General features: G+C 46.4%; 16 protein-coding genes. 5 read left to right on the forward strand and 11 right to left on the reverse strand.

Going from position 1 to position 24331, the window contains the following annotated elements:
- The first annotated feature begins 162 nt into the window (after window positions 1-162).
- Window positions 163-882, forward strand: coding sequence for an SDR family oxidoreductase (locus MHI52_RS22675; protein ID WP_076328170.1), 720 nt, complete (start codon window positions 163-165; stop codon window positions 880-882).
- A gap of 79 nt (window positions 883-961) precedes the next feature.
- Here the strand turns inward: MHI52_RS22675 and MHI52_RS22680 are convergent, their stop codons facing one another.
- Window positions 962-1990: a hypothetical protein gene (locus MHI52_RS22680; RefSeq protein WP_036617478.1), complete on the reverse strand. Its 1029-nt coding sequence runs from the start codon at window positions 1988-1990 to the stop codon at window positions 962-964.
- A 257-nt stretch (window positions 1991-2247) separates the two neighbouring features.
- On the opposite strand from MHI52_RS22680, the gene MHI52_RS22685 reads away from it, so the two are divergent.
- The gene (locus MHI52_RS22685; protein WP_405157668.1) at window positions 2248-4323 is read left to right on the forward strand and encodes a methyl-accepting chemotaxis protein; all 2076 of its coding nucleotides are present in this window, start codon (window positions 2248-2250) and stop codon (window positions 4321-4323) included.
- Between the two features lie 94 nt (window positions 4324-4417).
- Window positions 4418-5590 (forward strand): aminotransferase class I/II-fold pyridoxal phosphate-dependent enzyme, encoded by a 1173-nt coding sequence (locus MHI52_RS22690; protein WP_405157669.1) that lies wholly within the window; start codon window positions 4418-4420, stop codon window positions 5588-5590.
- 289 nt (window positions 5591-5879) lie between these two features.
- Here MHI52_RS22690 and MHI52_RS22695 read toward each other — a convergent pair whose 3' ends face one another.
- The 4 genes from MHI52_RS22695 to MHI52_RS22710 form a co-directional block, all read right to left on the reverse strand.
- Complete coding sequence (locus MHI52_RS22695; RefSeq protein ID WP_405157670.1) at window positions 5880-7928, reverse strand: iron ABC transporter permease; 2049 nt, start codon at window positions 7926-7928, stop codon at window positions 5880-5882.
- On the reverse strand, window positions 7925-8926 hold the full coding sequence (locus tag MHI52_RS22700; protein ID WP_405157671.1) for an ABC transporter substrate-binding protein: 1002 nt from the start codon (window positions 8924-8926) through the stop codon (window positions 7925-7927). Before MHI52_RS22700 ends, MHI52_RS22695 begins: the two co-directional genes overlap by 4 nt.
- 175 nt (window positions 8927-9101) lie before the next feature.
- Entirely contained in the window at window positions 9102-9644 is a 543-nt protein-coding gene (locus tag MHI52_RS22705; protein ID WP_405157672.1) for a CueP family metal-binding protein, read from the reverse strand.
- A 170-nt stretch (window positions 9645-9814) separates the two neighbouring features.
- The gene (locus tag MHI52_RS22710; protein WP_405157673.1) at window positions 9815-11671 is read right to left on the reverse strand and encodes a helix-turn-helix domain-containing protein; all 1857 of its coding nucleotides are present in this window, start codon (window positions 11669-11671) and stop codon (window positions 9815-9817) included.
- 198 nt (window positions 11672-11869) lie between these two features.
- Here MHI52_RS22710 and MHI52_RS22715 point away from each other — a divergent pair, with 198 nt between their 5' ends.
- Window positions 11870-12844, forward strand: coding sequence for an ABC transporter substrate-binding protein (locus MHI52_RS22715; protein WP_405157674.1), 975 nt, complete (start codon window positions 11870-11872; stop codon window positions 12842-12844).
- 678 nt (window positions 12845-13522) lie between these two features.
- Here MHI52_RS22715 and MHI52_RS22720 read toward each other — a convergent pair.
- The 6 genes from MHI52_RS22720 to hcp form a co-directional block, all read right to left on the reverse strand.
- On the reverse strand, window positions 13523-13921 hold the full coding sequence (locus MHI52_RS22720; protein WP_405157675.1) for a hypothetical protein: 399 nt from the start codon (window positions 13919-13921) through the stop codon (window positions 13523-13525).
- Window positions 13922-14090: 169 nt separating this feature from the next.
- A complete protein-coding gene (locus MHI52_RS22725; RefSeq protein WP_405157676.1) occupies window positions 14091-15128 on the reverse strand; it encodes an NAD(P)/FAD-dependent oxidoreductase in 1038 nt (345 codons plus the stop codon).
- Window positions 15129-16145 (reverse strand): ABC transporter substrate-binding protein, encoded by a 1017-nt coding sequence (locus tag MHI52_RS22730; RefSeq protein ID WP_405157677.1) that lies wholly within the window; start codon window positions 16143-16145, stop codon window positions 15129-15131.
- A gap of 102 nt (window positions 16146-16247) precedes the next feature.
- Complete coding sequence (locus MHI52_RS22735; RefSeq protein WP_405157678.1) at window positions 16248-17873, reverse strand: helix-turn-helix domain-containing protein; 1626 nt, start codon at window positions 17871-17873, stop codon at window positions 16248-16250.
- Between the two features lie 229 nt (window positions 17874-18102).
- Window positions 18103-19506: a PTS transporter subunit EIIC gene (locus MHI52_RS22740; RefSeq protein WP_405157679.1), complete on the reverse strand. Its 1404-nt coding sequence runs from the start codon at window positions 19504-19506 to the stop codon at window positions 18103-18105.
- 297 nt (window positions 19507-19803) lie between these two features.
- Entirely contained in the window at window positions 19804-21096 is a 1293-nt protein-coding gene (hcp, locus tag MHI52_RS22745; protein ID WP_036617450.1) for a hydroxylamine reductase, read from the reverse strand.
- 309 nt (window positions 21097-21405) lie between these two features.
- On the opposite strand from hcp, the gene MHI52_RS22750 reads away from it, so the two are divergent.
- Entirely contained in the window at window positions 21406-24057 is a 2652-nt protein-coding gene (locus tag MHI52_RS22750) for a cation-translocating P-type ATPase (RefSeq protein ID WP_340984544.1), read from the forward strand.
- Window positions 24058-24331: the final 274 nt, after the last annotated feature.

Here is a 24331-nt window from a genome sequence, read left to right on the forward strand (position 1 = left end):
CTCTCCAACCATCTCTCTCCCGTCCTTGCGGGGCAGAGGTGGTTTTTCTTGATAAGGATGAAGCATACCTCATGTAAACTTCATGTTCCATATATCACCTTTATAGTAAGATATAGATTAATGTAAATATTATTAATTTCTAATCGATAAGGAGGGCTTTAATTGAAAAATATAATTGTCTTTGGTGCAAGCAAGGGATTGGGCGATGCATTTGTCAGAGGTGTGCCACAATCCGGTGATAAGGTCTGGGTGGTCTCCCGCAGCAAGCCGGAAAGTCTGTCCGTGGAGGATGGCGTCGAGCGAATATGGATTCAGGCTGATCTTTCCGAGCTTCAGGCCGCAGAGCAAGTTGCCAGCCAGCTTCAAGGCGAGACGTTGGATGTGCTTATTTATAACGTGGGGATCTGGGAAAAGGAAGGATTTGAAGAGCACTACACGTTTGATAAGGATGAACCCGCAGATATCAGTCAGCTGATCCATGTGAATGTGACTTCTACAATTGTATGTATACAGGCTTTACTGCCTCAGCTCCGCCAGTCTGAAGCAGGCAAGATCATCCTGATTGGTTCAACAGCCGGTTTGAGCAATGCAGGCAGCAACCAGGTTTCTTTTGTCGCCTCCAAATTTGCCATACGGGGTATTACGGAAGCTCTAAGAGAACATACGAGGAATGACCGCATCGCGGTGACATGCATCAACCCGGGAGAACTGGCGGCAGAAATTCCGTATGAAGACGGGATGGAACGTGCACTGGCCGAGTATGATGGGACCCGCATTCCCCTGCAGGATATGGTCTCCATCGTTCGATGTATCATCAGCTTGTCCAAAGCGGCCTGCGTGAAAGAGATCAACATGCCCGCATTAACGGATACGAACACCTAGATAGCAATGACATCTACACGCCTCAATCGGTCCGTTCACCGGAGTGCGCTCTGTATACACACGCTGGACAGAAGCCCGTTTACATTAATACATGCGATAAGTGCGCAATACCTGCGGAATTCAGGCGTTCATGCTCAGGGATATTTTCATATAACAAATGGGATTTTCCGGCCTTGTCCAGGTGATCACGCATAGCTGCAATTCGTCCTTTGTTAACATCAATGAAACGAAAATCGATTTGGCGCAAATGCTCCAGCCCGGTCAGTCCAGCAAACGAATCCGCCTTGAGCGCCGTATTCATCTCTTTCAGTTCAATAGACTCCAAAGCACGGGCTGTCCATAGATGTGTGGTATCCCGCAACGATTTCATATAGTCCAGTTCGAGCTGTCTGAGAGAGGTCAGAAGGGAAAAGTCGCATAACTGCTCCAGCTTGGGCAAGGACAGATGCAGATATTCCAGCCCGCGCATCTGTTCGAGTCCCTGAATACTCGTCAGTTTGCGAACAGAGCTGAGCTTCAACATCGAGATGGTCGACTGTGTCAATACATCTAGTCCCCCTTTTAACTCACAGTGATCCAGGGATAGATACTGAAGCATAGGCAGTTCCGCTAACACATCAGCACTTTCGATCGTGCAGTTCAGAATGAGCGTATGCAGTTGGAGACATGCCGCAATGGAAGCAAATCCGTTGAATTTGCCACGCAGTTCAAGAAAGGTCAATCGTTTGTAGTGTTTAATAAAATCGAGCACGGTTGCCTTTGCAGGTGAATTCAATCTTAGAAACTGCAGTTGCTCCATCGCACCCAGTATCGTCAAATCCTGAGCCTGCGAAAGATCAAGCTGCAAGGCAGACACATGTTTCAACTGTGCCAGTCGCCCCAAAAATCCGGATGAATATACCCCTTTAGGGTCCATATGTGATATGTGTAGAATCAGATCCGGCCGGGCAAAGAATACTTTGGCATCGAGCTCGGCAAGGTCCTCGTATGTATCCGCGTCAACGCGAAAATGAACCGTTGCTCTGCGACGCAACAGATGCACCGCCTGGTGCATCTTTTCGGCATTCCATGGAACCCCCTGTATTGAAGCATGCCATAACTCACTCACAAATAATCCCCCTTTTCCATCCATAGTTCCAATTCATTCCATTATAAACAAGATCGCCTGGATGAACCACTACCGATCCCGTTTTTTCATTCCTTTCCTCTTTTTTCATCCCTCCCCTTTCATCCTTCTCATACTCATGCCTTTCCTTTCCGTCGCTTTCAGGATTATTCGACAGAAATCTACATAAAACTATAGATTAAGCCGACATATAACTTAGGCGTTTTGAGCTTTTTATTAATCATCTGGGGAGATGGAATATGTCGAACATGTTGAACAAGTGGGGGAAAACGGGAGCACGGACATCCAGTATGGCAAATACGTTGTCCATTGTGCTGCTCATCATTATCGTAGTTGTCTTTGCCGTGCTGGGAACATTTATGTTTGCAAGCACACGAAACATTCTGGTGAAACAGCAGGAATCCATGCTCCAGACCAAGACACAAGCCATTGTTAGTGAATTTGATGCACTATTCAAGGAAAAAGGTGCACTGGTCAAGCAAATGTCCACCAACACATTATTTCAGCAATACATAGAAACAACAGCATCTGCTGCGGATGCGAAAAGTTCAACCTACGCTGCGGAAACACAGGCGACACTCGCCGCTATCGTTAAGGCAGAGCCTTCGTTTGCCGATGCATGGGTCGCGGGCCTGGATGGAAAAGGCTTTTGGATTCAAAATGATGGTGTCGTATCTGCACCGGACTTTGATATCCAGTCACGTCCATACTACAAGCCGGTTACCGACGCAGACGGACTTTATTTCTCCGATCCGTACATTGATATTGCAGCAGGCGATGTACTCATGGGTATCTTCTATCCGATCAAAGACGAAAACAACAACACGATCGGCTTTGCCGCAGCGGATATTGCATTCAAGGATATCCCGGCGATTATGGAGAGTTATTCCCTTGGAAGCACAGGTTATTCTATGTTGCTATCCAAGAGCGGGGAAATTCTGTACCATCCGGATCAAGAGAAGGTATTGAAGAAGAACATCCTGAACAGTACGGGGGACATGGGAGACATCGGCAAGAAAATGCTTGCCGGTGAAAACGGCGTACAACTTATGAACGACAATGGGGAACGTCGATATATCGGCTACGCTACCAGCAAAGATACGGGATGGTCCGTTGGTCTGACCATATCCGAAGAAGAAGTTCTTGCGGAATTAAAAACATTCACGTGGATTACGCTTGGCGGTTTTGCTGCAGCCACCCTTCTGCTTGTGATTATCTGTTATATTACCCTTCGCCGTCTGTTACGCTCCATACCACAGCTGCTGGCCAAGATTAAACAGATTGAACAAGGTGACCTGACTGTCAAACTGGATATCAAATCTAATAATGAAATTGGACAGATCGCCACAGGCTTGAATTCCATGGTGCAGAAAATTCAGGGCATGCTGCAAATGGTCGGCAGCTCGGCGCAAATCCTGAACCAGTCGTCGAATGATCTGCAGGCCATCTCCTCACGAACGGCTGTGACCATGAATGACACATCAACAGCCATCAACGAGATTGCCAATGCAACGAATTATCAGTCCATCGAAACGGAAAATATCTTACGCAAAACAGGCTCATTATCCAGCCAAATTGATGAAATTGCTACCGATGCGCAGGCTATGGGAACGGTCGTGCAGACATCTGCTGATCAAAGCAGCCAAGGACTTGCGGTCGTGGAACAATTATCGAAATGGTCCGACGAAAACCACCAGTCCACCCAAGCAATGTCCTCTATTATCCAGGAGATTGACCTGAGTCGGAATGAAATATCCAGTTTTGTGGATACAGTCAAACAGATTGCCTCTCAAACGAACCTACTCGCCCTGAATGCCTCTATTGAGGCTGCACGTGCTGGCGAACATGGAAGAGGATTTGCCGTCGTTGCCGAAGAGGTCCGCAAACTTGCAGAACAGACGGCTCAGGCAACAGAGGAAATCAACAAAAAGGTGAATGTTATTGAAGAGAAAACAACCCTGTCGGTTGAACATACCATGCGCGGTATGAAGATTGCAGAGGAGAATGCCAAATCCGTAGAAGATACCAAACATGTTTTCTTCAGTATTAACAAAGACTTGAAAGATCTGCAGCAACGTATGATGCAGATTACCACTAATACCGCCAATGTACACAAACACAAAGATGAGATATTCCAGGCACTGGAGATTATCTCCTCCACCACAGAGGAGAACTCGGCATCGACGGAAGAAGTAAGCGCCAGCACGCAGGATCAGCTGGATAGTATCGAACAGGTAGCGGATCTGTCGAAACAGTTGAACCAGCTATCTGGCAAACTGCAAGACGAACTAAGTCAGTTTAAAGTAAAGTCATGATCCGCAAGCTTTCCCCTGCTCTTCTCTTTTAGTCGCTGTCCATTTATTATTAATGAATATGCGTACGAAGAGGATTGGAGGCTGAATCATCATCATGAACTTTGCCAAACGAATGGATCATTTCAACGAAGGAATTTTCACCAGGTTGCTGGAGATCAAACGCCGCAGACTGGAGAACGGTCAGCCCGTTATTGATCTCAGTGTGGGTACGCCGAATATCCCACCTGCGCAGCATATTATAACTGCACTATGCGAGGCCGCAGCTGATCCGGCTAATTATATATATGCTGTGAATGATCAGAGTGAATTGCTGCAAGCTACAAGCGATTGGTACAAGCAGCGCTATCAGGTCGAGTTAGACCCGGCAACACAGATCTGTTCCTTGCTCGGTTCACAGGAAGGACTGGCACATATATCCCTCTCCATTGTCGATGAAGGTGATCTGGTGCTGGTCCCTGACCCCTGCTATCCCGTCTTCGCGGATGGACCGTTACTGGCAGGTGCAGAACTCTATTATATGCCGCAAAAAGAAGAAAACGGGTATGTTATTCAACTTCAGGATATACCGGAAGATATCGCTCATCGGGCAAAATTCATGCTGGTCTCCTATCCTAACAATCCAACAACTGCGATGGCACCGGATCAGTTCTATGTTGACCTGATTGCCTTTGCGAAGAAGTATGATATTATCGTGCTTCACGATAACGCGTACAGCGAGCTCGTATTTGACGGAAAGTCATGTGGAAGCTTCCTCGCATTCCCTGGCGCCATGGACGTTGGTGTGGAATTCAATTCCCTGTCAAAAACATACGGACTGGCCGGAGCACGAATCGGCTTCTGTGTGGGCAATACAACCATGGTCTCCATGCTGAAAAAGCTAAAATCCAATATGGATTACGGGATGTTCCTACCGATCCAAAAAGCAGCAATTGCCGCCATTACCGGTGATCAATCCGAGGTTGAACGGGTCAGAGCAATCTATGAACAGCGAAGAGACATCCTCTGTGATGGATTCAGCAATCTCGGTTGGCCCATCGCTAAACCTGAAGCAACGATGTTCGTCTGGAGCCGGATTCCGGCGCACTACGACAGCTCGGAGCAATTTGCCATGGATCTGGTTACACATGCAGGAGTCATCGCAACCCCAGGCAGTGCCTTTGGTCCTTCAGGCAAAGGTTACGTTCGCTTCGCCCTCGTTCAGGATAATGAAATATTGCAACAAGCGGTACAATCCGTCGATGACAGCGGGATTCTGAAATCCAGCTAACGGGAGTACGATTCGAATGTGCTCAAGCAAAAAGTCCCCTCAAGGTCCACAGAGAGTAAGAGTTTCACGTTTGATAACGTGGTCTCTACTTCTTGTAGACGTGAGGGGATTTTGTCATTTGCAGATGAACTAGCCATTCATCGGGTAAGGTTATCTGTGGGTACCACGTCAGGTCCAATGATCCAATATCTATGCAACCGGGTTAAACAGGAACATAAGATCATGGCTGGAGGGCATACCGTGACAGCAAAAAGCCTGCTCGGGGAGCAGGCTTCAGGTTTGAACTTTTTTACACAGACTTGCGCCAGTTGGAACGATACATCAGATACAGGAAGTACGGCGTTCCGATGATCGCAATGAGTATGCCTGATGGAATCTCTGTCGGCGCCATAACGGTTCTGCCGATTGTATCGGCGAGCACCAGCATGACTGCACCCGCTAATGCGGATAGGAACATGGATCGTCTTAACTTATTCCCCGTCAGTAGCCGTACCATATGTGGTGCAATCAGACCGATAAAACCAACGGTTCCTACACAAGCAACCGCACCTGCTGCAAGTAATACACCCACTGTCATGGCCAATAATCGTGTACGACGTACTCCGAGACCAAGCCCGGATGCACTGTTGTCGTCAAATACCAGCAGTTCGAATCTGCGTGCCAGCCACCAAGCCACCGGTACCAAAATAACTAAAAATAATCCGATAACCCTCACCTGTTCCCAGGTACGAGCATAGGTGCTTCCTGTCAGCCAGATATATCCGCTGCTACCGTATACCGCACCACGGACAATCAGAATCTGAATACCTGCTCCAGCAATGGCAGACATCGCGATCCCCAGCAACACAACCGCCGAAGGGTTCAGTCCTTTCTTCCAGGCGAGGGAGAACACCACCACTGCAGCAATGGCTGCACCGATGATTGCCGCAATTGGCAGCAAGTATATCGGAAGACCCGGCCATAAGATGATGACCATCATCGCTCCAAGCCCTGCACCTGAGGACACACCAACAATTGAAGCATCTGCCAGCGGGTTACGTACCGCCATCTGAATGAGTACACCACTGATTGCCAGTGCAGCTCCTGCACCTGCGGCAACAAGTGTACGCGGAATCCGAAGCTGAATCAGCGCGGAGAACAGTCCATCCGATTGGAACAGACTTGGTAACCAATCGGCCAGAGGAATTCGCATACCGCCAAACATCGTACTGAGCAAGATAAGCACGACCGTTATGACTGAGAATAATACAGCCATCGGGCCAAATGCAAAACGACGCGTAGCTCCTCCTGTGCTCATTGAAGTAGACATGCCTGATCCGTTCGCAGCCTTCATGCGTGTAAGAACAAGCCAGATGAGCCACGGCGCACCAATGATCGCCATAACAGCACCCGTTGGCAGTTCCATGCTGGAGTTATGCACCATCTTGGCGAGGACATCTGCTCCAACCAGGAGCGCTGCGCCCCATATGAACACACCGGGTAAAAGTAATCGGTTAGAACGTACACCACTCAATCGAACCAGATGTGGTGCGACCAGTCCCACGAAGCCAATCGGCCCAATTACACTGACAATCACAGCGGCCAGCAATACAGCAAGAATTAACCCTACTGCACGAGCCAATGTAACCTTTTGTCCCAAGGAAGAAGCCGTTGATTCATCCAACTCCAGCATATCCCACTGTCTGGACAGGATTAACGCGAGAAGGGTAATACCAACCACCCAAGGCAAAGCATAAAACACACCACTCCAGTCATTCTGGACAAGTGTTCCGGAGCCCCAAAGGAACAACCCTTGTGTCTCCATGGAGAAAAAAATATGTAATGCACTTGTAAATGAACCAAGCACCATTGATACAATCATACCGGACAACGCAAGTCGAACCGGGCTTGATGTTCGTCCGCCGCCCATGAAATAAGCCGCAAATGCTGCCAGCAAACCACCTAGTGCTGCGAAAAGAAAAGGCGACTGACTTAATAGACCTGGAAAAGCGATAGCTCCCAGCACCACCACAAAGTACGCTCCTGCATTAATGCCCAGCGTATCTGAAGCAGCCAATGGATTACGAGTAATCGTTTGCAGCAAAGCGCCCGCAACAGCCAGTGCGCCACCCGCAAGAATACCAATCACTGTACGCGGCATGCGCAAGTCCCAGACCATATTGTGCTCTAATGAATCCTGTCTGCCTGTAAGAGCGTCCCAAACGACATGCAAAGGAATGGAAGCTTCTCCATAACACAGACTTACAAAAAAAAGCACGATGAGAGCGGTTAGACCGCCCCCATATATGCTAATTGAGCGCCAATTCATAGCTGGCTTAGATCCTTGAACCGAACTCATTTGGTAATCGCCTCGACTACCCCATCAACCAATACTTTGGAGGAGATCGGTCCACCAAATGTCCATGTTGTGCTATCGAGTTGATATGTGCGTTTTTCCTTCACAAAGTTCAGTCCGTTCCATACCGAGTTATCTTTCATAGCTGTGCCAAAGACGTCATCGTTTGGTTGTGTAATATAAATGAAGTTACTGTCCTTCACATCGGTCAAGGATTCAATGCCTACTGTAGAGAAGCCATAGTTTTCAACTTTGTCCGGCTGCCAATCGTTAACCAGTCCGATTTTGTCCAAGGTACCAATCACAACCGAGTTATCGGTAAACATACGCAGGCTGACTGCATTTTGATATGTGAACGCTTGTGTCAGTGCAAAGTTGAAGTTTTCTTTCCCCGCAGCAGCCAGTTTTTCTTTGGCTTCTACATAGTGCTGATCGAGATCACTCAGAACTTCTTTTGCTTTGTCTTCTTTACCGAGAGCTGTTGCAATGTTATTAAAGATCTCTGTCATTTTGTCATAATCATAGCCGTCACCATCATACGGATCATATTCAATCGTTGGAGCAATAGCGTTAAGCTGATCGTAAACCGCCGTGTTATTATCTGCATTAGCAATGATGAGATCTGGCTTCAATGCAGCAATAGCTTCCAGATTTGGTTCACTGCGTGTTCCGATATCCGTTACACTGTCATCCAGTGCTGCTTCGGAAGTTACCCACACTTTATAGTTAGCGTTATCTGCATTACCTACTGGTTGAACACCCAGGGCAACAACATCTTCCGTATATGTCCATTCAAGCGTAACGACACGCTCTGCTGGCTTGTCCAGCTTAAGCTCTCCACGTTTATGCTTCACGGTAACAGGACCTGCTGTCTCTTCAGCCGGAGCACTACCCGAGTCACTACCTTGACTTGTATCTGTTGTAGTCGTGGTTTTACCACAACCCGCCAAAACCAGCACAAAGGCCAGCATAATCAACAGTCCATTCAACCCTTTTTTCATATCTCTTTTCTCCCCTGTTAATATGTATTTATATGATAACAATTATCATTATCACTATTGGATTATGCCGTAGGAATGGATTTTTGTCAATGGAAAGTACCTTATTCCCATTCTTTTATCAAATAAAAAAGGAAAGGATAGCTCAAAAGCCATCCTTCCCTTCTATTGATTGCTGTTAACTCAACTGCATCGTAGTGATGCATGTATTATCATTTTCATATGTAGACAATTGCGTTTCTGCAACCTTTCCATCTCCAACAATACGAATCAAATAGGTTCTGTCTCTAGGCACCCAAAAATCCATAAATCCGTTTGCACCAGACTTCATCACTTCATCTTTCATAAAAGTGTTGCCTTGAGAATCGTGAATGGTAACACTGAATTCCTTATTAATCATTTCCCCCTGACAACCGGTCAAGCTATGAATTGTACAGGGATGGGTCTGGTCCACATAGGGTGCAATGGAAAGGAAAAATTCGTTCTCAGGCAAATCATATGTAATGGTTTTTTCATCTTGATCGGTGACGATTAACTGTTTGGCATTAATGGAGGCAGATTCCGGTGTTTCTTTTCCTGTGCTGATATCTTCCACCAATTTTCGGATGTTGGGCGCACTGGCTGTGCCCGCCTTATCCTTACCCGTATTGCTTGCAAACAGATAGGTTCCGATTACAATTACAACTGCAACACTTGCAATGATCCACATTTGTTTCTTCATTTGGAGTCCATCTCCTCGTCCGTTTTCATTAAGTATAATAGAGAATAAACTATGATGGACTTAAACATCGAGAAATTCACCAGATATTCACATATATGGTTGGCTCATTTCGGGATATGCATATATGATATCTGGTCGATAAGTCTTACTGCTCATTGCGTGAGCGACAATTAATATGCCATAATCCGGTCTGCCATTTCCTCGGCTTGAAGTACCACAGACAACGGGTCGGAGAGGAAATATCTATTCCAGTCAAGGCTAATAATCCGGCAGTGATCTGTCTCGATGGACTTCTGCCATGGTTTGCCTGAAGCTTGATCAAGTCCGTGTCTTGGACCATTATCCAACACCAACAGGTAGTCCTCCAGGTACCCACCTACCGCACTCCGCGCAATATCCAGGTATTCCAGGCCCGGCTCCAATAGTTCCTGGCGAACCTTGCCTGCTGGCCTCAAGTTCAGTAACCCGTAGGCTGCCTTACCTCCACGAGTTCCCGTATTTCCCACAAGGGTAATATGTTCTCCCCAGTTCGGATCAATGACGGTAAATGTCTTCTCTGTCGAGACCTTGCCCGGGATCGTTTGCTGCAAAGAATGTACTCTCCGCCCGTATTCCTTAATCCATGTTTCGGCTTCTGTCTGGCGATTCAGAATACGTCCCATCTCTCGAATCCCCTCTGCTACAGAGCCGTAACCACTCCCTCCATAGACCACCGTAGGCGCAATCCGGGCATACGAAGCGTAGGCAGCAGGATTCCAGGTGATAATCAAATCGGGCTCCAGTTCAAGCACTTTTTCGAGCGAGATAAAATTATGATTGCCGATATCCTGTACTTGATTATAGATATAAGGCTCCAGCATTTGGTTACTTTCAATGAGTGAATGCGGCGCTCCGAGAGGCGTCACTCCCAATGCCAGCACTTCTCCCAAATTCCAGTCGACGACAACACGGCTAGGCTTGTTAGGTATCGTAATCTCGCCCATGCTTGTGGCAAGTATCCGAGTTCTGGCTCTTGGCAACGCGGCTGCCGAGGATTTCCACTCTTGGACTCTTTTCAAATCTATAATCTTCTGTTTTGGCTGGTTTTTGTCAGCTTCAACTATAGGTACCGTTCGTTCGCTCCATCCCGAATAATGACTTTCCAGAAGGGCATGTGGTGGGGATGTTTGCAGGGCTACATCTGGAGCACTGCACTCTCGACGCTTTCTGTAAAACTCAGGAGATACACCATAATGTTTCTTGAAATAACGACTTAGCGTGTAGCCGTTCTCATAGCCTACTCTCTCCGCGATTTCCTGTAAGGTCCCATTTGTGCTCACCATTAGTTTTAATGCCTGTTCCATCCGAATCTGTGACAGCACACGACTGGGACTCGTATTTAATTGAAGCTGAAACAATTGGTTCAGATACCTTGGACTACAATTCAGCATTTCAGCTACCTGTTCTATCTTGAGTGGTTCCCCGTAGTGACGTTTCATATAATGCACCGCCTGATCTACCCGATCCAGCTTAGCATCGTTAAACCTCTGCTCCTGCATTTGTTTCAGCATCTCGGCGAGCCATTGGTAGAACAGCGCCTTGGTTTGAATCCGGCCTGCTGACTGTAGTTCATTCCATTGTCTGTATATCAACTGCATGATCTCAATTAATGGCAATGGATATGCTGGTTCAAAACCAAAACTTACTTGCAAAGACTCCGACCCAGTATATGTTTGGGATCTTTCAGTATTTGGCTTCTCTGACTCTGGTGACGAATAAGACAACATATGTATTTCCATCGGCTTCTTAGCCAGACAATCCAGGCTCGTTCCTTTGGAGGCGTGCAGAATATATGTCCCTTTAATCTGATGCATCACCTGCCCAAGCCAGATCTGCCCCTTGCCATTCGTTATTAATAAAAAAGCATTCGAGGGAAGCGTCCACGTATTAGGATCTTCACTGATGTTAACGGTAATGATTCGAATATCCAGTAATCGGATTGTTATATGCTCCCATAATGCCCCGTATTCTTCTATGTTCATCGTCATGGACCTTTCTTTGTGTTTCCTCGTTACCACATCCAAAGCTTCGCCTCATCATATATGATAATCATTCTCAGTTCAACCTGTCGATTGAGTTCTGAAATGGTTATGCTTCCGCTTCCGAATCGGTTATTGTGCAATCGTCAGATTGCCTCTAGAGTTATATTAAATGAAAATCATTATCAATTAGAAAGAGGGTTCGTCATGTTGTCTAAGAAAGCTTGGTATCGTATCGTCCTGCCTGCTTTGCTGATCATGGCCATTTTCATTAGTGGTTGTAACCAGAAAGAGACGGTGAAACCTGGGGCAACAGAAACAGGAAACACCACACCACAGACAAGAACAATCTCCACGATGATGGGAGACGTTACAGTCCCCCTCAACCCGGAGCGGGTTGTCGTTGACTGGAATATAGGACATGTTCTGGCTGTCGGCGTAACACCCGTTGGTGTGCCAAGCAGCCTGCTGGATTATGGAATTTTCCTGCGTGACAAACTTGTCGATAGCGCCGATTTGGGTAACCATAGTGAGGTTTCACTTGAGAAAATGGTAGAGCTGGAACCGGATCTGATTATCACATGGGACCAGGAGAAATTTCAGACCTATTCCAAAATCGCTCCGACTGTCGTATTCGTACCCGATCAGTATGATTCCATGGAAGCAGAAGTGACAGCCATGGGCGAGATTCTGAACCGCGAAGCAGAAGCTATAACTTGGAACGAATCATTTAAACAACGGATCGCAGTAGCTCAGGCCAAAATTAAAGGTGTCATTCCGGACGGTGCCACCTTCACCGTTGCCGATTTTAACTTTTTGAAGAACCCAGCCATTATCGGCAACAGCGCCAATCGTGGTGAAAGAGCAGCCTATGAATTGCTTGGACTAACTCCGGCACCCAAGGTAAAATCAGATCTTCTGGACCAAGGCAAAGAAAATCTGGAAGCTAGCGCGGAGGTCTTTGGAGAGTATGTAGGTGATTACCTGCTGATGATGGTTACAGAAGGCACGAAAGATCACTCCCTGTTGCCTACCGTCTGGGACAATCTGCCTGCGGTGCAGAACGACCATATCTACAAACTGGATATTCATAAATATTTCACTGCTGATCCCTATACCTCCATTCTACAAGCCGAAGAGATCGCAGATCGACTCGCAAGTGGACAGACTGAGCTGAATTAGCGCGAGTTTTCAAATCTAGTGAGACCCGAAACCGAACCTGAACGTGTTCAGCGTAGGCAAGCGCACTGAATCCTGAATGTATGAGAACGTGCCCTTCAAGTACGAGCAAGCGATCAAGACGTCGTGAAAGCAGATTTTCTTCCTTACAATGAAAAGCTTCGCTTTGGGCGGGATTCAGGGTCGTTCTCTCGGCTCGCCGCCGGTTAGATCAAAATATGGAGCGAGCGCTAACGAATCTGAGGCGTCTTATTCAACGATTTGAAGCGCGTGCAGAAATCTAAGGAACTTGAGACACTCTATATCCGATTAACAAGCCGTTTTCAGTGTTTTTATAAGGGCATTTTGGTAGATAACGTGTCTGAGGTTCCTTAGAATTTAAGAAGAGGAGCTGAAGGCCAAATAAGATGTCCTGAGTTCCTTAGAAAATCATCTATCCATTCGCCAAGATCGGCAATCTGGGATTCAAGTTTTTATCCAGCTCAAAAAAGGTTACACAAACAGCGCCCACCAGAACGATTCAGGTGGCGCTGTTTTATTTGGTATGAATATGTCGCTATTTTCAATATGGATACGTCAACATATTTTATCTAGTTACACAAATAAGTGTTCATACTTTCGAATCTGGGATCTTAAAATTTGAGCAACTATCTCAAAATCTTGCTACTACTGACAAAAGTCTTACGAGAATCCTTGCTCACCTGCAAAACGGGGATGGACATCAGCACAAGACAACTCCTCATTAGAAAATCTAATCCAGACATAATCATCATATAACACACCATGTGTTTGTTTTACGATCTCCGAAGCTACATAATCATTCAGACCTAATGATTGCAAAATTTTATCGGCATGATGTCTGGTGCGAGGGAAACATCTTGATTCGAAATAATCTAGTACATCCCCTACGGTCACCTTGGACTTGTTTGGAAAAGGAAGAAACACAGGCGATACATTGTGATCTTGCCATACATCAACCGTTTGATTGCTATAATCCAACTTCACTTTGGCAATCACCTGGTCATGCTCCAAGACCTCAAATTCAAGAGGAGAAGATATAAATTTGTTTATCTTTTTCATCTGCTACCTCCCATAGTGATCTTTCATATTTCTTTGTTATGATTATATCATTTCTTCAACTTGTATTTCATTTCCTTACTTCATCATTCTATTGAAAAAAGCCCGAACAATTTCGAGGAGATCTCGAAATTGTGTCGGGCTCTTCAGATTGCCTTCCCTCCGTGCAAACCTATCTACGTATTGGAGAGAGAGCTTTGTTTTTCTCATAAAAACGGGCATTATGGGAAGAGACACCCGCCATATCGGAAGCAGCAGGTTCCAGATACGTCTTGGCACTGTTGACTGCGAGCACCGCATCGTTAAAAGCACCTGCAATCAGTCGAACTTTGCTTCCATAAGTGATGAAATCACCCGCTCCGAATATGCCTGGAATGTTGGTACGCATGCGCTGATCAACGGATACGCCGTAATCTTCACGCGCCAGTCCCCATTGCACAAGGTTACCGAAATCACGATCATACCCATGGCTTACGACAACTTCATCCACTTCAACATATGTGATCTCACCAGTTTCTACATGGGCTAGCTCAACACGATCGATTTTGTCACCTGTACCGTATAAGCGTGAGATGCTAAATAGCGTCATGACGTTGGCTTGAGCTTTCATCTGAGCAACTGGCGACTCGTGTCCAGTAAACTCATGACGTCTGTGTGCTACCGTAACTTCACTTGCGATCTTGCCCATTTCATTCGCCCAGTCAACTGCGGAATCGCCACCACCCGAGATCAGAACACGCTTCCCGGCAAATCGGGACAAGTCGGTTATCGTATAGTGCAGATTTGACAGCTCATACCGATTAGCACCCTCGACATCCAGCTTTTGCACCTGAGTCATGCCTCTACCCGCACATAATAGGATGGTACGTGTGTAATGGCGCTCCCCTGTTTTAGACATGAGTACAAATACACCATCTTCACGTCGTTCAAGCTCGGCTATTTCCTGCCCAAACACAATCGTTGGATCGAACGTTCTCGCTTGTCTCTCCAGCGATTCAATCAGCTTCTCACAGCGAATCGGATCAACCCCGCCCACATCCCAGATCAGCTTCTCCGGGTACGTACGCATGAATCCACCCAGTTCCTGTTTGGCTTCAATGATTTTGGTACGCATGGCTCTCATGCCACTATAAAAGGAGGCGTACATTCCAGCAGGTCCCCCACCAACGATGGTAATATCATAAATATCCAGTTGAGGCTCTACAGTCATTTAAGGCACCAACTTTCCAACAACATAGTCCATCAATTTTACAGAGCCAATCGGACCTACACCTGATACAAATTGGCTTGTCTTCAACGGGAAGACATGATCATTCTTCACAGCCTCCAGATTCGACCACACTTGACTTGCTTTCAGATCTTCCATGGATTTCTTCGTGTCATAACCTACGAGGGTTCTGTCTTCCAGGAAAATATAATCCGGATTCATCTCAGGCAAGAATTCCAGGGAGAACTGGCTAAACCAATCTGTAGAGTCTTTGATCGCTTCAGGACTATTCAGACCAAGAATATCATAGAAGAAAACACTGCTACTTCCTCCTTTGGGACCCATGAAACGGTAACGATTGTGCTCAACCCGGAGAACCAATACGGTCTTTTCTCCCAGGGCTGCCGCGATTTTCTCTTTCGCTTGTGAGGCTTTCTCATCGAATTCAGCCAGTACTTTGGCAGATTCTTCATTCTTGTCAAATATGGCAGCCAGCTTTGGCATAGCACGTTTCATTTCACTGTTGGCATCCAGTGCCACCGTTGGAGCGATTTTGGACAACTCGTCATATACGCCCTGTTCCATACCTTCGCCAGCTGCAAGGATCATATCCGGTGACAATGCAAGTAACTGCTCATAGTTATATTGATATTGCTCGACTTCAATGATCTGGACTCCATGTTCTTTCAAATAATCAGGGCGGTATTCCGCTTCAACTTCTGGAGTTAACAAAACGATTTGGGGTGTAACACCCATCTCAATCAGATACTCGGCATAGATCGAATCAAACACAACCAGATTTTGAGGATGAGTTGGAATCGTTACTTCTCCAAACTGATCCTTCACCACCTTAGTCCCACTTTCAGTCGCTGTTTCTTTTGCAGTACTCGCTACTCCTTCAGTTGGAGCGCCTGCTGTTCCAGCTGTTGCGTTCTCTTCCTTGGTTCCACCGGAACATGCCGCCAGCATTACACTAATCACCAACAGCATGATACCAAACCCTTTAAATCTTCGTGACATGATATACTTCGCCCCTTATGTATATTGATAATGATAATTATTATCAAATAGTATCAAATAAGAAGTGTTGCTTCCATAGCATATCGTGCGTATTCAGTTGGATTATTGTGCTCTCTCATGAAGAGATTCCGTAAGATGGCGAATGATCTGATTAAGAATCAGAGTGTGACCCGTAATTCCGTGACCGTCTACCCACAGGTGAGTATCTACGTAAAATACCCGATTATTTTTCACAGCCTTGAGGTCATTCCATTGCGGACTCTCCCATAGTTTCCTCATATTCTCTTCAGCGCTGAAGTGCTGCATGATCCGCTTCTCCACAAACAGATAATCGGGATTGGCTTGTGTGAGTAGTTCAAGCGAACATGGGTTAAACCATGCTGTACCTGAATCCAGTGCTTGCGGCAGTGTTAATCCAAGCTGTTCATATAACAAGTGTGATACCCCGTGTGAATTCCCCCCCAGATATCGATAACCAAACGCTTCTACCCTCAGCAACATGACTGTGGCTGCGGATTGGATGATGGGTTGCAACTGTCGCTTAGCTACGCTGACTTCGTGTTTCATCTGCTGATGCAGTCTATGAGCATCTTCTTCTTTAAGAAACCAGGTTGCCAATTGATCGAGCATTGGTTCTACATCTTGATGAAGTCCGGTTAGAATCGGTGCAATTGTGCGCAGTTCCCTTTTGACCTCTTCCGTCAATACGTTTCCTATCAACATCTCCGGTTGAACTTGTCGAACAAGTTCTATCTCCACCTCATACTGTGTTACCTCCAGCATCTGCACTCCATGCGCTATAAATTGTTCATGGTGATGTGGGGACAGCAGGATTGGGGTGACCACTACGGCATGGGGGATGACACCCAGATGAATCATAATTTCTGCACAGATTGGAGAAAGTGACACCATCTTGCGCTGCGTCATCGTCTGCCTATATATCTTAGGTGATACGCCAGTCAACTGTTTGAAGCGTCGGCTAAAATAATGAGCATCTTCAAATCCAGACTTTTTGGCAATATCCTGTGAGGTTGCAGCGGTTAATATCAGTTCTTCCTGCGCGCGATAGATCCGGTAGTGGGCCAGATAATCCAGAGGTGGCTTACCATATCGCTCACTAAATTTGCGGGAATAATGCCATGGACTAATACCGGCAATCTGAGCTAACTGTGTACGTGTAATGACCTGATCATAATGCTGCTGCATGTAGTCAATGGAGCGAAGTATACCGTGTTCTGGCTTCAACTCGTTATCCGGCTGTTTCCGATATAGATTACTTAACAACTCATATAACAAATGCTGATTGCCAACTCTTTCTGCACTCTGATCCGGTGTATGCACTTCACTCCAATGCTGAATGATACTTGCCAGACCTCCACCGGACAGCTGCACTTTCTGATACGCCTCTCCTGACGGTAACCGCCATTCGAACTTCTCAGCTTCCCGTCTATCATGCAGCACCGAATATGTATCGAACTGAACATGCCAGCCTGCCAGATCCAGGTTGCCACCTTCAATGACCTCCATTACGGAGTTCTCTTCAACCGCAATTAATTCTCCATAGGAGACGTGAACTCGGTGTCCATTTATATTCCAGATCGCTTTTCCATCAATGATAAATATCAAGGTGTGACTGGGAAAGTAATGCAGCTCGCCTTTCGTTATCCATGTGTTGCTTAGTGCATTCGTTGACTTCCATTGAGCAATCCATTCCATGTTGTCAGACATAGGTTATCCTTTCAAAGGGATTAGTAATCCAGATTTATAGGTTTCACTATATCAAAATACATGACAACTCCATAACCAACAAGCTATGGCTTGAATAAAATGGTGGACAGCGATTGTACATTCCATACTTACATTAATCAGAAAAACACAACAAAAAAGCCCGCACCATCAGGTACAGGCTCTTTATTACAACTTTTATACTACTTTTTCAATTAGTACGTTTTACGTATTACTCAATGCTGGGTTTCGGTGACCCCTGTCCCCGTTTCTGTCCTTTTCCTGCCATCCAATACGTTAGTCCACCTGAGACACCGAAAGCAATAACCACACCAATGCAAGTGTGTAACAGATTCAGGCCACCCTCTTCGATGAAGAGCGGGAGACTGACCAAGCTCGGATTCCCCACCATAGCAAATGCATTGACAGATAACAATCCAAAATACAGTCCACCCGCAGCTCCACCCAGCAATGCCGCGTAGAAAGAGGATCTTTTTCTCATGTTGACCGCATACAATGCAGGCTCTACCACTCCAAGGAGGGCTGTTCCAGTAGCCCAGAAAGCCAGTCTTCTGGATGTTGGCTCTTTCGAGCGGATTCCGTTTGCAAGCGCAGCCCCCGCTTGTCCAACAATCGCCACTAACATGGCAGCAATCACCATAGAACCACCATTCATAACCATTTCATTAATAATGATGGCAATCAGCCAGTAGTGTAATCCTATAATTAACATCAGTGAGAAGACAGCTCCCAGTAACATCACCGACAACACTGGAGCATTAGCTACTAGTGAATTCAATGCCTCCGGCAGATATTCATCAATCCAGGTGCCGACTGGACCAAGTATCATCAATACTAGCGGAACAAGAATCAGTAACGTCAGGAATGGAGCAACCATCCCTTTGGAGAATTTTGGACTCCATCGTTCAATGACTCTTTCCAGGTAGGCCGCTGCACAGATCGTGAGAATGACCCAGATGGGCGTAGAGTAAAAAGCAGGCTGGGACACAAGTGGCAAACCCAGGAAATGCACCTCTTTTTCCCCTGACATCAGCATGGTCATCTCCGGATAAAACATGAGTCCGCCAATAGATGCTGCAACATAGATATTACTCTTCAACCGATACGCTGTGCTGATTGCTACCAATATAGGCAGTACATAAAATACACCGTCTCCAATGATCCTGAAGATCGTAAAGGTCTGGCTGTCCATCAACGCAGAAGAGTCCGCAGAACTGTATGTATCCATTAACGCAATAATGGCGACTAGAATTTTAATAACAGCGGCTCCGAGAATTGCAGGCATCAAGGGCCTGAATACATCGGATACAAAATGTAAGATCGAGAATCCGTTTTTCTTCGCGTGTCCCGCTTCCTGCAACGCTGTTCCTTCATCTTCCCCCACGCCCTGAAGCGTATTGTAGATAAGTGAAGATTCATCTCTTATTACCAGACGGCACTGCTCACCTGTTACCCGAATATCTGCTACAACATCTGCGGAGGCAAGAACCGACATGTTCAATTGTGTACTTTCCTTCAGCACCAGTGTCGTTGTGTCCTTATCATGTTCTACGAGCTTAATGTTCTCCTTGCCACCTGCGAGTTTCAACCAATCTTCAATCTGTGTGTTATGCATTATGTACAATCTCCTCATATTACGGTAAACCCGTGTTTTGTGATGTGTTATGATCTAATATGCCTCTATCTATATACACATTTCCATGAAAAAACTTCAATAGGATAAAAAAACTAATTTCCCTGACATTGCATGTTCATTTGTACAAGGTATATGGACCTATGAAAGTCGAAAAAGCAAAAAAGCCTACTCTTATGTAGGCTCTTATCCATCTGTACTTATGAGTCATACTCTTCATACTCACATCCGACATTCGCAGTCATCAGATGGCGATGCACGTAAATATACATCCTCATCCTATGACAGTGCCAACATCGCGTTCATATCTTCTTCTGCCGTTGTAATTAACTTCAGACCAAACATATCTACGAGTACATCCAAGACACCTTCCGATATGAACTCAGGCGGCTTTGGTCCAATTCGAATGTCCTGAATGCCGAGGCTGAACAGGCCAAGCAGGATCGCAACTGCTTTTTGCTCAAACCAGGACAGCACAATGCTGACAGGTAACTCGTTCACGGTACAGCCAAAAGCATCCGCCAAAGCCATTGCAATTTTCACCGTAGAACCGGAATTGTTGCATTGACCCAGATCGATATAACGCGGTATACCCGTGTCTCCAACCGTACCATAATCCACATCGTTGAACCGGAACTTGCCACAGGAAGTCGTCAGAATTACGGTATCATTCGGCAAGGATGTCGCGAGTTCACGATAGTAGTTGCCACCTTTGCCTGGCGCATCACAACCAGCAATAACGAAGAATCGACGGATATGCCCGTCTTTCACCGCTTGAATAATCTCGGGCGCAAGCCCAATCACGGTCTCATGATGGTATCCTGTCGTTAAGACTTGCTCCGATTGTACATTAGCCGCAGGCAGAGACAATGCACGTTCAATCAGCGGTGAGAAGTCATCATCCATAATCTTGGCCACACCCTCCAGACCCGCCACTTCGTAGGAGAAAAAGCGGTCTGCATAGGTGCCTTTGATCGGCATAACACAGTTCGTCGTTGCAAGAATAGCACCCGGGAATTGTTCGAAAAGTCTTCTCTGATCGTACCAGGCTTTGCCGATATTACCCTTGAGATGGGCGTATTTCTTCAGCGCAGGATAACCGTGCGCAGGCAACATTTCCGAGTGGGTATAGATGTTGATTCCTTTCCCTTCAGTTTGACGAAGCAACTCCTCCAATGCATACAGATTATGTCCCGTTACCACGATGCACTGTCCTTCAATCTGGTTCTGGCTAACCGTAATCGGTTGCGGTACACCAAAGCGGTCCGTGTGTGCACGATCCAACACATCCATAATGCGGATTGCTGCATTACCTACCTTCATCGCCATCTCCAGATGTTCCTGTACATTAAAATTCGAGTTCGTTAATGTCATATATAATGCCTCATGTGTAATCCGATCTACCTCAGGATCAGAATATCCCAACTGGCGTGCATGTGTCGCATAAGCAGCGATGCCTTTTAACGCAAAAATCATCGTATCCTGCAAACTTGCGATTGTTTCGTTTTTGCCGCATACCCCTACCACGGTACACCCGCCACTCGGCGTCTGTTCGCACTGATAACAAAACATATGGTTTCCCCTCCAAACTTAGATTAAACGCAGTTCGTTATGTAATAGCGTAACAGACCCTGATATGAGCTAGTGTGATGGTGCACACAGTTTCTGATCCAACATCTATATTTGGTTCTCCAGATTATCATCCAAACTGGAAATAATAACATTCAAAAAAAGGCATATCTCGGATCATTATGAAAAATACTGTGTACAGCTAAAAACGTATAAATCCATAATCTTAAAAAAATACGAAAATGAAACGATTCTAGATTTTGCCCGTAAGGGTAATACACAGAGAAATCTAATATTCAAGGAGCTGGTCAATTGCAACATTACAGACACAGTGCGGAGGAAACCCTTCAGGATGTACAGAGTTCCTCCAAGGGACTTACGACCTCCGAAGCTGCCAAGAGAATTGAAACGGAAGGATATAACGAGTTAAAAGGTAAAGATGCAACACCAGTTTGGAAACTGTTCCTCGAAAATTTCAAAGATCCGATGGTCATCGTGCTGCTGATTGCAGCCGCGGTACAGGTTGTACTTGGACACCTGATTGAATCATTGATCATATTCCTGGTTATTTTGCTCAACGCAGTGATCAGTGTAGTTCAGACCAAAAAAGCCGAGAGTTCGCTTGACGCGCTGAAACAAATGTCTGCACCCGAAGCCAAGGTCATTCGTGACGGGCAGAAAAAGACTATTCCAGCAAGGGAACTCGTTCCCGGTGATATTGTTATGCTGGATGCAGGTGATTATGTCCCGGCAGACGGGCGTATCCTGGAATCAGGAAGTCTGAAAATCAACGAAGGCATGTTGACCGGAGAATCCGAAGCTGCGGAGAAACACGCCGATGCCATTCCGGATGAAGCGCCTATTGGAGATCGTCGCAATATGGCCTTCAGTGGCTCACTCGTCGTATATGGACGGGGCATGCTTGTCATTACAGGTACGGCTCTCAAAACCGAAATCGGCAAAATTGCCGAACTGATTGAAAATGCCGAAGCCAAGAACACACCATTACAGCGCAAGTTGGAATCATTCAGCAAAAAACTGGGCTTTTTCATCCTAGGCTTGTCGATTCTCATCTTTGGCATCGAAGCCGGTCGTGTATGGTTGACCGAAGGTACGGAGAATATCGGGCCTTCCATCGTAAATGCACTGATGTTTGCCGTAGCTGTTGCCGTTGCTGCCATTCCTGAGGCGTTATCCTCCATTGTGACTATCGTATTGTCACTCGGAACAAATAAGATGGCCAAACAACATGCGATCATTCGCAGACTGCCTGCTGTTGAGGCGCTCGGTTCTGCCAGTATCATCTGTACGGATAAAACCGGAACGCTAACTCAGAATAAGATGACTGTCGTGGATTATTACATTCCCCATGGCACCAAGGACGAATTCCCCGATGATCCCGATCAGTGGTCGGAAGAGGAACGGCGTCTGTTACATATTGCAGTGCTCTGCAATGATTCGAATATTAACCAGGAAGGCAAGGAATTGGGTGATCCAACCGAAGTGGCCCTCATTGCCTTCAGCAACCGGGTGAACAAGGATTACAATGAAATCCGTGACCAGTTCCCGCGTGAAGCTGAGCTTCCTTTTGACTCGGATCGAAAGCTCATGAGTACGGTGCATACCTTCGAGGGACAGACGGCCTTGCTGACCAAAGGTGGACCGGATGTGCTGTTCAGCCGCTGTAGTCATGTGTTTATCAACGGTGAGGTTCAGCCCCTCACACCCGAGATTCGCACACAATTTGAAGAAAAAAATGAGGCCTTCTCAAAACGTGCCTTCCGTGTGCTGGCCTACGCGTACAAAAAATTCGATGATAAAAACCAGGTCACCATTGATGACGAGCATGATCTGACACTTGTTGGCCTGACAGCGATGATTGACCCACCGCGTGAAGCGGTATACGGTTCTATTGAAGAGTCCAAAAAAGCGGGCATTCGCACCATCATGATCACTGGAGATCACAAAACAACGGCTCAGGCGATCGGTGTGGATATCGGCCTTGCCGAACCGGATGACCTCGCCATTACCGGAGCCGAACTGGACAAAATGTCTGATGAGGAGCTGGATCAACAACTCGAACATATCTCGGTTTACGCAAGGGTATCTCCTGAAAACAAAATCCGGATTGTTCGTGCTTGGCAGCGTAAAGGCAAAGTGGCAGCCATGACCGGAGATGGAGTTAATGACGCACCTGCGCTGAAACAAGCCGACATCGGCGTAGCGATGGGTAGCGGAACAGATGTCGCCAAGGATGCGGCTGCCATGATTCTGACGGATGATAACTTTGTCTCCATCGTGAATGCAGTTAGTGTTGGACGGATGGTATTTGATAATATCAAAAAAGCCATCGCATACCTGTTCGCCGGTAACCTCGGCGCGATTATCGCCATTTTGTTTGCCTTGATCGTCGGCTGGGTTAATCCATTTACGGCCCTTCAGCTGCTGTTCATCAATCTGGTGAACGACTCCCTGCCTGCCATTGCTTTGGGTACAGAGAAACCCGAGCCAGATGTCATGCGGCGTAAACCCCGTGATATTAACGAGGGTATCTTCGCAGGTGGAACCCTGCAGGCTGTGATTACACGTGGTGTCCTTATTGGTGCGGCTGTTATTGTATCCCAATATATAGGACTTGGCATCTCGGAGGAAATCAGTGTGGCTATGGCCTTCACAACCTTGATTCTCGCACGCAGTCTGCAAACATTTGCAGCACGTTCCAACACACAAACCATCTTCCAAGTGGGCTTCATGACCAATAAATTCGTGCTTGGCTCCATTCTGGTATGTCTGTGTCTCTATGCAATCACACTGATTCCAGGTGTTCGCGGTGTATTCGCCATCCCGGATACATTCGGCTGGAATGAGTTCCTGATTGCAGGCGGACTTGCACTTGTCGCCGTCATTCTGATGGATGTCATCAAGTGGATTCGTAATCGCGGTAAACAAGTTACTGCGGCGTAAGATTTGTAGATATAACATGCACAAACAGGCGCCCGTTATCGGAGCGCCTGTTTGTTTACAGTTTTTTTTACACAGACAAAGCGTACACTTCTCAGCCATACTGATGATTTCTAGGGTATCTTCGCAAAAAATTTAAGCATTAAGTTGATATCTATATACCAATCAACAGATGGACAGATGCTCATCTGCACCGGCTGCCATTCGGGAACTAGGATACGATCGGAAACCAGGAACGATGAAGGACAGTCAAAATTCCCAATGGTGTAGCCCTCTC

Origin of the sequence: Paenibacillus sp. FSL H8-0283, from assembly GCF_045040675.1 — a bacterium.
Classification (GTDB): domain Bacteria; phylum Bacillota; class Bacilli; order Paenibacillales; family Paenibacillaceae; genus Paenibacillus; species Paenibacillus amylolyticus.